The organism is bacterium, assembly GCA_016789445.1.
Lineage (GTDB): Bacteria > Patescibacteriota > Minisyncoccia > Phycocordibacterales > UBA2100 > UBA10103.
Genome location: JAEUQT010000003.1, coordinates 27,035 through 38,951, shown reverse-complemented (window position 1 = coordinate 38,951; position 11,917 = coordinate 27,035). Strand labels below are relative to the sequence as shown.

Below are 11,917 nucleotides of genomic sequence, written 5' to 3'. Positions count from 1 at the left end.
ACGTCGCGCGAATTCGCGACACTCGGTCCCATCAACGGCGTGAAGCGCGACGTCCACAATACCAACGCCGCCCTCGTTAACATTCCGCATATCTACATGGGAAAGACCGGCCTTACCGATCTCGCGGGAGGGAATCTCGCGATAGCGTACGATGCCGGTGAGAACCATCCCGTGGTCGTGGTGGTCCTCGGATCGACCCAAGATGGTCGGTTTTCCGACGTCATGAAGCTGGTCGAGACCACACAGATCGCACTCACACCCCCGCCTTCGCCTCAGCAGTAAGGTGGTAGAATAGCCCCTATGTTCACGGATGTGGTCCGGGTGCTTATCCCTGCGGGTATCGCCTTCGTCATCGGTATCGGCATGACGCCGGTCCTCACGCATTACCTCTACAAGTACAAGGCGTGGAAGAAGAAATCAGGAAAAACCGCCTATGACGGCTCCGTGGCAGCCGAATTCAATCGACTGCATATCCACCATGAAGTCCGTGCGCCACGTATGGGTGGCGTCATCGTGTGGGGGAGCGTTCTTCTCACGACGTTCGGTCTCGCACTCTTCGCGAAGCTTTTTCCGGGACTTATTACGCAGGAATTGGACTTCCTCAGCCGAGGACAGACCTGGATCCCGCTCGCGACGCTCCTCATCGGCGCTATCGCCGGTCTCATTGATGACCTGCTCATCATCCGTCCGGGAGGGGACGGCCTTCGTTTGCGCTACCGGCTCGTCATCGTCGTCGCACTCTCCACGCTCATCGGCATCTGGTTCTACGATAAACTCGATGTCACGTCCGTACAGATCCCGTTCGATGGCATGCTCTACCTCGGATGGCTCATCGTGCCGTTCTTCGTCCTCACCTCGCTCGCGATCTTCGCGAGCGGCGTCATTGATGGCATCGACGGACTCTCCGGCGGCGTCTTCGCATCGGTCTTCGCGTCGTACGCGATCATCGCGTTCTCGCAGGATCAGATCCATCTCGCCGCGTTCTGTGCGGCGGTGACCGCAGGATTGCTCGCATTCTTGTGGTTCAACGTGCCGCCGGCACGCTTCTATATGAGTGATACGGGCACCATGGCGCTTACGCTCACCATTCCGGTCATCGCGTTCATGACTGACAAACTCGGCGGTGGCATCGGCGTAACCGTACTGCCGATCATCGGCGCACTGCTTGTCGCGACCGTGGCGTCGGATATCCTCCAGATGACGTGGAAGCGGGTACTAGGCCGCAAGCTCTTCCTTATCGCCCCGCTGCATCATCACTTCGAAGCGCTCGGATGGCCGGGAGAGAAAGTGACGATGCGCTATTGGATCCTTTCGATCGTCTTCGCCTTCGCCGGAGTCATCTTCGCACTCCTCGCGGCCTGATATGCGGACAGCCCGACCCGACACCTCACTCCTGATCATCCTTGCCGCCCTCGTACTGGGCGGTCTTCTCATGTTCTCCTCGGCAGCCGTCGGTCTCTTGGCTCGCGGCAACACACACATCTCCGGCGTCATGATGAACCACTTCATCCTCGGCGTCGGCCTCGGCCTCATCGGACTCGTCATCTGCTCCGTCATCGACTACAAGCTCTGGCGTCGTTTCGCCGCGTATCTTTTCGGCGGCTCCATCTTTCTTACCTTGCTTACCTTCATCCCGGGCCTCGCGATGGAGCACGGCGGAGGACGATTGTGGCTCGATTTCGGATTCGCGACATTCCAACCGGCGGAACTCCTGAAAATCACCGGCATCATGTTTGCCTCGATGTATTTCGCGGGGTTACGTGATGAGACACAGACATGGAAAGGCCTTGCTACCTTTGCGGGTATCTGTGCTCCGCTCGTACTCATCCTCGGTCTTCAGCCGGATTTCGGCACGCTCGGCATCATCATCATTTCGATCTTCAGCGTCGCGGTCGCTGCCGGCGTCCGATTCCGCGATATCGCACTCATCGCCGTCGCAGGCGCCACCGTGCTTCTCATCATGTCGTTCATCCCGCGCTACGAATACTTCTTCAGCCGCATCGATACCTTCCTGAATCCCGCCGCACAGAATGCGCAGGGTGGAGGATACCAGATCAGGCAATCCCTCATCGCGATCGGCTCCGGTGGCGTGACCGGCCGAGGCATAGGTCAAGGTATCCAGAAGTTCACCTATCTTCCCGAGCCGATGGGGGATTCGATCTATGCAGTCATCGCGGAAGAGCTCGGATTCATCGGGGGCTCCTTGGTCATCGCACTCTTCCTCATCCTCGGTCTCAAAGGCCTCAGTATCGCCGCGCATGCGCCGGATTTCTTCGGCGGGCTTATGGCCGTCGGCATCTCCGCGTACCTCGTGGGAGAAGCGTTCGTGAATATCGCGGCAATGCTCGGCATGGCACCGCTCACCGGAATCCCGCTGACGTTCATAAGCCAAGGCGGTTCCGCCATGCTGGTTTCCCTGGCCAGCGCTGGAATTCTTATTAATATCTCGCGCTATCAGACGAAAAAATGACGCCAACCAACAGCACGGCAGCATGGAACGTATCGCGAGGGCCTCTCGCAGGCCGACGGGCCGAGAGTGAGCGCTGTGCCAGCAGGCACAGACAGCGACCCGAGGGATACGTTCCATGTGCCGGACACCCACCAAACCCTTTGGAAAAGCCCGTTTTGGGCGCTAGAATGGCCGTATGAAGATCGTCCTTACGGGTGGCGGTACCGGTGGGCATTTCTACCCGCTTATCGCGGTCGTGCAGGGCATTGAAAGCATCTGCAAAGAGCGCAAACTTCTCGAGCCGCAGTACTACTATGTCGGCCCGACCCCCTTCGACGCACGTGCGCTCGCCGAGCATGATATCGAGCACCGCTCGGCACCCGCAGGCAAGATGTCGCGCGAATCGAAGATCCCGAACCCGCTGAGCTTCATCAGCACATGGGCCGGCATCATGAAATGCTTCTTCCTTTTATTCAATCTGTATCCCGATGTCATCTTCTCGACCGGCGGCTACGCGGCATTCCCGACACTCGTTGCCGCACGACTCTTGAATATTCCCGTCATCATCTACGACGCTGATGCGACACCGGGACGCGTTTCCCTCTACGCTTCGAAGTTCGCACGCTGGATCGCCGTAGCGCACCCGGATGCAGCGACCATGTTCCCGGAAAAAGTACGCTCGAAGATCGCACGCACCGGTCATCCGATCCGCTTGGAGATCGAAAGTCCCGCACCCGAAGGCGCGCATGAATTCTTAAAGCTCGATCCGAGCGTCCCGACCATCTTCGTCATGGGCGGATCGCAAGGCGCGCAGGCCATCAACAACGTGATCATCGACACGATTCCGCAGCTCGTGCAGAAATACAATGTCATCCATCAGGCGGGCACGAACAATATGGAGGAAGTCGCCGGCATCGCGAACGTCGTCCTCAAAGACATCCCGCATGCAGAGCGCTATCGCACCTTCGGCCTCCTCAATGCGCTGGCCATGAAGATGTCGGCAGGAATCGCGAATCTCGTGGTCGCCCGCGCCGGCAGCGGCACCATCTTCGAGATATCCGCATGGGGAACTCCTTCAATTCTCATCCCGATCCCCGAGACGATCTCGCACGATCAGACGGAGAATGCGTTCTCCTATGCGCGCGCGGGTGCCGCACTCGTCATAGAGCAGAAGAATCTCACCCAACATGTTCTTGAGGCTGAAATCGAGCGCCTCATGAGTGATCCTGAAGCGCGTAAGCGCATGAGCGAAGCGGCGAAAGCGTTCGCACGCCCGGGAGCCGGTCGCAAGATCGCGGAAGTCATACTGGAGACCGGTATCGCCCACGAACCAGCCGTATGAGCAAGGTCCGCGTGCGCATCGCCCCCTCTCCGACGGGTTATTTCCACATCGGTACCGCACGTACCGCGCTCTTTAATTACCTGTACGCCAAGCAGCAGGGAGGAACCTTTGTATTGCGCATCGAGGATACCGATAAGGAGCGCGGCAAGAAAGAGTACGAAGACGATATCTATGCACAAATGGAATGGCTCGGTCTTTCGTTCGATGAGAAATACGTACAGTCGGAACATGTCGGTCGCCACAAGGAACTCCTGAAGAGGCTCGTCGATGAAGATAAGGCCTACATCTCCAAGGAACCCCGCAAAGACGATGAGACACAGACCGTCGAAGTCGTGCGTCTGCGTAATCCAGGGAAAGTCGTCACGTTTACCGACGTCATCCGTGGAGACATCAGTTTTGATACGACAGAGCTGAAGGATTTCGTACTCGCGCGTTCGATCGATGATCCGCTGTATCACTTTGCCGTTGTGGTAGACGATGGCGATGCCGGGATCACGCATGTCATCCGCGGTGAGGATCATATCTCGAATACGCCGCGCCAGATCCTCATCCAGGAAGCACTCGGATTCCCGCGTCCCGTCTACGCGCACCTTCCGCTCATCCTCGCACCTGATCGCACGAAGATGTCGAAGCGCAAACACCAGACCAGCGTGAAGGATTTCCGCGCGCGCGGCTATATGGCTGAGGCCATGGTGAATTTCATGGCACTGCTCGGCTGGAGCGAAGGTCAGGGAGACAAAGAGATCTATACGCTCGAGGAATTGGTGAACGCCTTCAGCCTCGAAGGCATCCACAAAGGCGGCGCGGTCTTCAACGAGGAGAAACTGCGCTGGTACAACCGCGAGTACCTGCTCAGGCTTCCGGAAAGCGAATTCAATGCCCGTGCATTGGAAGCCCTGAAAGAATCCCTCTCCAGCCGCGTCTCATTCAATGAGGATATGGCGGCGAAGATCGTACCGATACTCAAAGAGCGAGTGCACATCTGGAGCGATGTCGCCGACGCTGCTGCAGAGGGCGAATACGATTACTACTTCCAAGCACCATCGCTTGATGCTGCAAACATATCCGACAAGAAAAGTACTCCCGAGGAGACGAAGGCGCACCTCGCGCATGCGATTGAGGTAGTGAACAACATTCCTGAGTCAGATTTTAATGCAGAGATTATCAAAGCAGCGCTCTGGGATTATGCGACCGAGAAGGGAAGGGGAGCGGTACTCTGGCCGATCCGCTATTCCCTGTCGGGAAGGGAGAAATCCCCTGATCCCTTTGTCTTGAGCCAAATACTGGGGAAGCGAGAAGTCCTGAATCGTCTTCATAATTCGGTTGCTATACTTGGATAGTCATGGGATTCGTTCGCGGCGTTTCAATGATGCTGGTCGCAGTAGCGGTTACGACGCCGGGTATTTCCATCGCGCAGACCGCTGAAGAATTGCAGAGCCAGATCAACTCCAACCGCGCGCAGATCGAGACCATCAACAAGGAGATCGCACAGTTCGAGAAGGAGCTGACGGTCGTCGGCCAGAAGAAGCAGACGCTCCAGACGGCGGTCAATTCGCTCGATCTCTCCGTAAAGCAGACACAGGCCAAGGTGAAGGCAAAGCAGTCACAGATCTCCACGACCGAGCTCGAGATCAAGCAGCTCGGCGGCCAGATCGCCACGAAAGAGGAATCCATCCGCCTCGATGCTGCCGCTATCGCCGAGACCATCCGAGCCCTCAACGAGACGTCGACCGGCTCGATGGTGGAGCTGGTGCTCGCCAATAATTCCGTTGCCGATGTGTGGGACGATACCGAGAGCATGATGACGATCCAGGAGAGCATGCATAGCCACGTGCTTTCACTGCAGAATGCAAAACAGGTCCTCACGACCAACAAGGAAGCCACTGAGAAGAAGCGCGGAGAACTCGTACAGCAGAAATCCGAACTCGCGGAAGAAGAACAGACGCTTTCGATCCAGAAAAAAGAACAGACCAATCTTCTGACGCAGACCAAGAATCAGGAATCGACGTATCAGTCGTTGCTCGCACAGAAGAAAGCCTCCAAGGCGCAGTTCGAAGCCGCTCTTACTGATCTCGAATCCAAGCTCCAGTACACCTTGGACCCATCGAGCATCCCAGCTGCTGGCAAAGGAGTCTTCCGCTGGCCCTTGGATAACGTCCGCATTACCCAGCAGTTCGGCCGCACCGCTGATTCCGGCCGCCTCTACAGCTCAGGCACCCACAATGGTATCGATCTCGCCGCTTCCATCGGCACACCGATCAAATCAGCCCTCGCCGGTACCGTCCAAGCCACCGGCAATACCGATGCCCTGAAAGGCTGCTATTCCTACGGCAAGTGGGTTTTGGTGCGTCACGGGAACGGCCTTTCGACCCTCTACGCCCACATGTCGCAGGTGAATGTATCCCAGGGCCAGACGGTGACCACCGGTGGCGTTTTGGGCTATTCCGGCGACACTGGCTACGCTACCGGCCCGCACCTCCACTTCACGGTGTACGCCTCGGACGCCGTCCAGGTCCGCCAATTAGGGACCGCGACGCCGTGCGGCAAGGCCACCATGCCGGTCTCCGCTGCGACGGGTTACTTGAACCCGATGGACTTCTTGAAGTAGAGTGTGGGAGTATCTCGATGCGACATATCCCTCGGGTCGCTATCTAGTCCTGCTGGCCTAGCACTCAGTCTCGACGCCGTCGCGCCTGCGAAGACCCTCGGTATACGTCGCACCGAGATACAGCGCATCGAATCAGCCGACTCTTTTCTTACGCGGATCTTCCCACTGGGTAATCTCCAGTGTTTTTAATTCGAGCGGCGTAACGTTGCGGAGCTTCTTTATCGCAGAACGAGGCGCGACATCGTAGTACCGCGTCGTGTGGATCCTATCGTGGATCCAATCAAGCGAATCATCAGTCGTGATCCATGTCGCCGGATCGAACTTGGAAAGATCGAATGGTGCGGAATACGCGCGTAATGATTTACGACCATCGCGCATGTAGTACTCGTGGAAATACGACATCGCAAGTTCGCGTGGCGACTTGTACACCGCATCGCGATACAGGAGGACGGCATGATTCGTTTTCGATATCGCGCCCCACAAGCCTTTCTCCGTGAAAAGAGCGATGGCATGATCCTCATCATCGTAGTCGGTTGCGAAATCCATCAAAAGCGGACGCTGACCATGATATGCAAGCACCGCTGCGGCAAAGGCCGCACCTTCGAAGCAATGGCCGACGCCTTTCTGCAGCATCGTGCGTGGAGAAAAATTCGATTCACCATGCAATTCGAAGTTGCTCGGAATCCCCTCCAGAAAATCCTGGATGCGGGTAGGGGAGTGGAGGCGATCAAAGAGGCGTCGTTCAGCCGGGGTCAGTATGGAGCGGATACGGGATTTGAGAGACACAGTAAAAGAATATCAGGATTCCAAAAAGACTCACGCGCATACAAGGGCAGTGCGAATTCAAACAAAAGAATCCGTCAAAGAAGCTTTCATGTGAACCGACCCGCGGCCATCCGAGCTCCAGAATCCCTCTACCTGTATGTCGCAAAAGATATATTGTGCGACATTAGCCCTAGAGGAGAATGGGCCGCTCCCTACCCTGGTGGATCAGAAAATTCCGGAAATCAATCGATCGACAAATATCACTATTCCCCGCAGATATGCGTCATGTTTTATGTAAATATATTTCGATCAATCGATGCTACGCCCCCCAATCGATATTTCTAATATTTTTTTTCAGACTCCTCCCCCGATATCGGAAAAAAATGAACTCGACGATATCATTACCACTTCCCACGTTCTCCTCGCGCACCGGCGTTGTACGAAAGGATGCGACGCTTACTGTCCGGTGCAAGCTCATCCATGTCCTCAGCATCAGTTAACTTCTTAAAACTGCGCAACATGATTTCTTTATTGGGCATGAGACGCACGTAGCCATCGAATTCACTCGCAAAGAAAACGGTGACTGAATCTCCCGGATAATTTCCTTCGTATTCGCCGAGAAGCTCGAGTTTATCGAGATCGAATCCGGTCTCTTCTTTGATTTCGCGCCGTGCAGCATCTTCAGCTTTCTCGCCGCGCTTGATACCACCACCCGGCAACATCATGACGCCCGGAGCATACCAATGACGCACGAGAAGCACACGGCCGTCGCGGATGAGGAGGACGCGCACCGAGCGGACCCCTTCCTCCCCCATACGTCGCAAAATAAATCGACGGGCATGGTGTGCAGCGAAGACGAGCGCTAATGACGCTTTTACGAACTGTTGCTTCAAAAAACTCATGGATTACTGTTCACCGAGCTTTTCCAACGCACGCAGGACTTCGAGCGGCACCGCGAAGACGATGGTATTGCTCTGATCGCTAGAGATGTCGTTGATGCTCTGGAGTGTGCGCAGATGGAGGGCGCCTTCAGCATTAGCGAGCGTCGTAGCTGCCTTTGCCATGTTCTCTGCCGCGACGACTTCACCCTCGGCACGGATGATGACCGCGCGCTTCTCGCGTTCTGCCTCTGCCTGCTTCGCGATGGTGCGTTCCATGTCCTGTGGGAGCGAAATATCCTTCAGTTCGACATTGGAGACCTTGATACCCCATGGGTCGGACGCCTCGTCGACGACATTGCGGATACGCTCGGAGATCTTGTCGCGGCTGGAGAGAAGCTCATCGAGCTCCACCTCGCCCACCGCGTTGCGCATGGTCGTCTGTGCGAGCTGCGACATCGCGTAGATGAAATCCTCCACCTCGAGGATGGCCTTTGCGGCATCAGCGACCTTGTAGTAGATGACCGCGTTCACGCCGACGGCGATGTTGTCCTTGGTGATCGCCTTCTGCTCGGGGACGTCGACCGCCTTCGTGCGCATGTCGACTTTGCGCATGCTCTGGAAGATCGGGATGACGACACGCCAGCCCGGCTCCTTGATGCCGGTGTACTTACCGATGGTAAAGAAAACACCGCGCTCGTACTGGTTCACTTGGCGCAGGATGATGACGAGGATGAAGACGATTCCGACCGCTGCTAAAAGAAGGGTAAAGAAGTCCATATACGTCCACTATACCCCCTCCCTACCCTGCTTTGAATATCCACAATGAAGACGAAAAAATGTCCAGAATCCGAAATGCGGGACTATTATTCAGGTATGAATATCCGAAGCCTTGGGGCAGGTTTCGTCTTTGGCGCTATCCTTTTCTCGTGCCTGAGCATCGCCATCGCATGGACAGGGCCCGCTTCCGCACCGCCGAATGGCAATGTATCCGCCCCTATAAATACCGGCACGACCGATCAGGTGAAAAGCGGAGGGCTCTCCGTCGATACGCTGGCAGTATTCGGTAACGGAACGCTGACCGGCAATTTCGGTATCAATAATGCCACCCCGACCTATCGTCTCGATGTCGGCGGCACCATGCGCGTCACCAGTACAGGTGATTTCACGCAGGCTGACCCGCTCAGCTCACGCACGGTGCGCTTCGGCTACGAGAGCACCGGCACCGAGTATGGTCGCATCCTGAAATACGGCTCTGCTCACGCTACTCTGCCCGGACGCATGCTTATCGATAATATGAGTGCAGGATCCAACGCGACGGGAGGCTATATCGATTTCCGTCCTGAATCGAATTTCATGATCATCTACCCATCAGGCAGCACCACCGGCTACTTACGACTCTATGGTGGTGGCAGCGAGCGATTGCGCGTCGCCGCCAACGGCGATGTGACCGTGTATCAACGCCTTTGTCTCGGCACGGATTGCATTTCCAGCTGGCCGACACCGTCGGCAGCAACGCCCGCGGGCACGGTTGGTGGCGGCTGCACCGGCACCGGCACCGCATGGGGCGTCGCATCAGGATGCTCGACCGCCGCATGCAGCCCTTCCACTGTCTCGGGAAGCTGTACAGCTGGCTACACCGCACGACAGACGGGCACTGCCTCGATAAAATGTTCCAGCGGCAATTGCGGATGCGGATGGACAGGAAACCAGTCGCTCGGCACCATCGTGTATCTCGCGTCGTACCACTCTGCTCCGATGATCTGCGTGAAGAACTAATGCCCTATTTCCACGGGATCTGATACTGCTCGAACTCCGGCAACAATTTGCGACCGTAGAGCAACCGGGAGACGACTTCTGCATGTGAGAGCGCACCGGTGAGCGCGTTGTGCGGCTCCGGCTCGCGCGGGATTCCGCAGTAATTGAGGACCGCATCAAGATCGAGTGCCGAACGGCGCTTCATGACCGGCGGCTTCACCCCACGGTTGATCATGTGCATGTAGCAGAGGGTGTGCGTGTCGATGGTACGGAACGCGAATGGCCAGTCAGTGTGCCCTGCCCTCTCCGCGCCGTATTTGATGAAATCGCGATCGAAGGAGACATTCTGCCCCGCGAACGTGCGCTCATCCAGACCATCTGCCCAGAGCATGAAGCGATGGACGAGGTCGGCTTCTGACTGCTTCTTCGGGTCGGTAATCTGCTCCTTGGTAAAACCATTCACCGCGAGAGCCTCATCCATGATGTGCGCACCATCCCACACGCGGCACTCTTCATAGAAACGATTCGATGGATTCGAGAAATCGAGCGCGCCCACGCTTACGATGGAATGCTTATGCGCTTCTGTTCCCGAAGCTTCGACGTCGATGATCAACATGGTGCGTATTCTACCGCTTACGAGCTGTTATCCAAAGCTATTCTCCGAGACCTTCACAGCTTTTCGATGGTGCATACCCCGCATCCTTGGCCGCTTGTTCGCTCGCAAACCAGATCTGGTTCTCTGCCTTGATCTGCGAACCGCCGGAGCACCACGGGTAGTGGTAGACCTGCCCCGTACGGGATGCCACGACCAGTCCGCCCACCGCCATCCCCTGCGGACCAGCGGCTTCCGGTGCCTGGGTTACCGTAACCGGCGGCAGGGCCGTCTCGGTAGCAGAAAGCCTCCCTAAGCCGAAGCTGGAAAAAGCTATCAAAAATATGGCTATGATTAGCCCCCATTCGGCGAGCATGGTTTCGAGCACCCCCTTGCACCTCACCCAAAAACCCTGTATAGTGCCCCTGTTCACCCGATAACTATACCTTATGGCAACAACGAAAGCCGCCGGAACAGCTAAAAACCTGAACGATTCGAATCCGAAATACCTCGGCGTCAAGCGCGGCGATGGTAGCTCGGTCGGCATCGGGGAAATCATCGTCCGCCAGCGCGGCACGAAGATCATGGCTGGCCGCAACATCGGTATCGGTAAGGATCACACCCTTTTCTCCAAGATCGCCGGCATCGTGAAGTTCTCCACGAAGCGTAAGGGTGATTTCGACGGTCGCACCACGGTGCGCTCCTCGGTCGAGATCGTCCCAGCGAAGTAATTTCCCCCGAATACGACAGAAAGCCGCGAACATCCGTTCGCGGCTTTTCGTTTAATCAGTACAACGCATGTTGAGCGTAATGTCTTCATCCTTGACGCCGGCAATGACGGCGATGTTATTCTCACGAATCGCTTTGATCCATGTGGCGATACGCGTATCACAGAGATACGGATTGAAGAAGATCTTGCGCTCTTCCTCGGATGCGCCCGCCTTTGCGAGCGCGAGCAGTATGGTCGATACCTCACGAGGCGTGAGATTACCAAGCCCTTTATTACTCATTGGTTCCTCCAAAGTGCGTGCTCTTCGGGTAGGATACCACTCTAGCTCCGCGCGACAACCACGATAAGCGTTGCCTGATGGTTTCCGAGCGTGATCGCTACCGGCCACTCGCCGACTTCCTTGATCGCCATCTTCGGTTCGATACTTGCCGGCGGTACGGCGAATTTCAGCTGATCAATGATCGCCTTGGACACCTGGATGTTGGAGATCTTCTCATAGAGGTGCCCCTGTTCGCTCGCATTCGCCTTGATCTCGACGCGTGCGTCTTTGAGCTGTTTCGCCAGATTCCTCCATTCCGTATCGCGCGCCGCAGCCGCTTCAGCATCCGTCGCTTTCTGTTTCTCGAGAGCCTTTACCTTGTCGGCAGTCGCCATCTCGGCAAGGCGATTCGGAATAAGAAAATTCAACGCATGCCCGTCGGAGACATTCTGTACCGTCCCCTTTTGCCCGATACCGGACACGTCGCGAAGCAGGATGACTTTCATATAGTCATCCTACGCGAGCGGATGCGAGGT

At 56.5% G+C, this 11,917-nt stretch carries 15 protein-coding genes; 8 read left to right on the top strand and 7 right to left on the bottom strand.

Features of this window, described 5'->3' with window-relative positions:
- The 6 genes from JNK62_03840 to JNK62_03815 form a co-directional block, all read left to right on the top strand.
- The coding region (locus JNK62_03840; GenBank protein MBL8158636.1) for a hypothetical protein at positions 1-282 on the top strand (282 nt) is incomplete at its 5' end.
- Between the two features lie 18 nt (positions 283-300).
- Complete coding sequence (locus JNK62_03835) at positions 301-1,362, top strand: hypothetical protein (GenBank protein MBL8158635.1); 1,062 nt, start codon at positions 301-303, stop codon at positions 1,360-1,362.
- Position 1,363: 1 nt separating this feature from the next.
- Positions 1,364-2,470: an FtsW/RodA/SpoVE family cell cycle protein gene (locus JNK62_03830; protein MBL8158634.1), complete on the top strand. Its 1,107-nt coding sequence runs from the start codon at positions 1,364-1,366 to the stop codon at positions 2,468-2,470.
- 175 nt (positions 2,471-2,645) lie between these two features.
- Positions 2,646-3,791, top strand: a complete 1,146-nt coding sequence (locus tag JNK62_03825) for a UDP-N-acetylglucosamine--N-acetylmuramyl-(pentapeptide) pyrophosphoryl-undecaprenol N-acetylglucosamine transferase (protein ID MBL8158633.1) — start codon at positions 2,646-2,648, stop codon at positions 3,789-3,791.
- Positions 3,788-5,131, top strand: a complete 1,344-nt coding sequence (locus tag JNK62_03820) for a glutamate--tRNA ligase (protein ID MBL8158632.1) — start codon at positions 3,788-3,790, stop codon at positions 5,129-5,131. Before JNK62_03825 ends, JNK62_03820 begins: the two co-directional genes overlap by 4 nt.
- 2 nt (positions 5,132-5,133) lie before the next feature.
- Positions 5,134-6,399 carry a peptidoglycan DD-metalloendopeptidase family protein gene (locus tag JNK62_03815; GenBank protein MBL8158631.1) on the top strand — a complete coding sequence of 422 codons (1,266 nt, stop codon included), beginning with the start codon at positions 5,134-5,136 and terminating at the stop codon, positions 6,397-6,399.
- Between the two features lie 132 nt (positions 6,400-6,531).
- On the opposite strand, the gene JNK62_03810 is transcribed toward JNK62_03815, so the two are convergent.
- From JNK62_03810 to JNK62_03800, 3 genes are all read right to left on the bottom strand, one after another.
- On the bottom strand, positions 6,532-7,185 hold the full coding sequence (locus JNK62_03810) for a hypothetical protein (protein ID MBL8158630.1): 654 nt from the start codon (positions 7,183-7,185) through the stop codon (positions 6,532-6,534).
- A gap of 380 nt (positions 7,186-7,565) precedes the next feature.
- Positions 7,566-8,066 (bottom strand): NUDIX hydrolase, encoded by a 501-nt coding sequence (locus JNK62_03805; GenBank protein ID MBL8158629.1) that lies wholly within the window; start codon positions 8,064-8,066, stop codon positions 7,566-7,568.
- Between the two features lie 3 nt (positions 8,067-8,069).
- Positions 8,070-8,822: a slipin family protein gene (locus JNK62_03800; protein ID MBL8158628.1), complete on the bottom strand. Its 753-nt coding sequence runs from the start codon at positions 8,820-8,822 to the stop codon at positions 8,070-8,072.
- A 96-nt stretch (positions 8,823-8,918) separates the two neighbouring features.
- Between JNK62_03800 and JNK62_03795 the strand changes: the two genes are divergently transcribed.
- Positions 8,919-9,821 carry a hypothetical protein gene (locus JNK62_03795; protein ID MBL8158627.1) on the top strand — a complete coding sequence of 301 codons (903 nt, stop codon included), beginning with the start codon at positions 8,919-8,921 and terminating at the stop codon, positions 9,819-9,821.
- Between the two features lie 4 nt (positions 9,822-9,825).
- Here JNK62_03795 and JNK62_03790 read toward each other — a convergent pair whose 3' ends face one another.
- Both JNK62_03790 and JNK62_03785 read right to left on the bottom strand, forming a co-directional pair.
- Positions 9,826-10,416 carry a hypothetical protein gene (locus JNK62_03790; protein MBL8158626.1) on the bottom strand — a complete coding sequence of 197 codons (591 nt, stop codon included), beginning with the start codon at positions 10,414-10,416 and terminating at the stop codon, positions 9,826-9,828.
- Positions 10,417-10,453: 37 nt separating this feature from the next.
- Entirely contained in the window at positions 10,454-10,732 is a 279-nt protein-coding gene (locus JNK62_03785) for a hypothetical protein (GenBank protein ID MBL8158625.1), read from the bottom strand.
- 109 nt (positions 10,733-10,841) lie between these two features.
- Here JNK62_03785 and rpmA point away from each other — a divergent pair, with 109 nt between their 5' ends.
- The gene (gene rpmA, locus JNK62_03780) at positions 10,842-11,123 is read left to right on the top strand and encodes a 50S ribosomal protein L27 (protein ID MBL8158624.1); all 282 of its coding nucleotides are present in this window, start codon (positions 10,842-10,844) and stop codon (positions 11,121-11,123) included.
- A 51-nt stretch (positions 11,124-11,174) separates the two neighbouring features.
- Here rpmA and JNK62_03775 read toward each other — a convergent pair whose 3' ends face one another.
- Complete coding sequence (locus JNK62_03775) at positions 11,175-11,402, bottom strand: hypothetical protein (GenBank protein MBL8158623.1); 228 nt, start codon at positions 11,400-11,402, stop codon at positions 11,175-11,177.
- Between the two features lie 41 nt (positions 11,403-11,443).
- Positions 11,444-11,887: a 50S ribosomal protein L9 gene (gene rplI / locus JNK62_03770; GenBank protein MBL8158622.1), complete on the bottom strand. Its 444-nt coding sequence runs from the start codon at positions 11,885-11,887 to the stop codon at positions 11,444-11,446.
- Positions 11,888-11,917 lie beyond the last annotated feature (30 nt).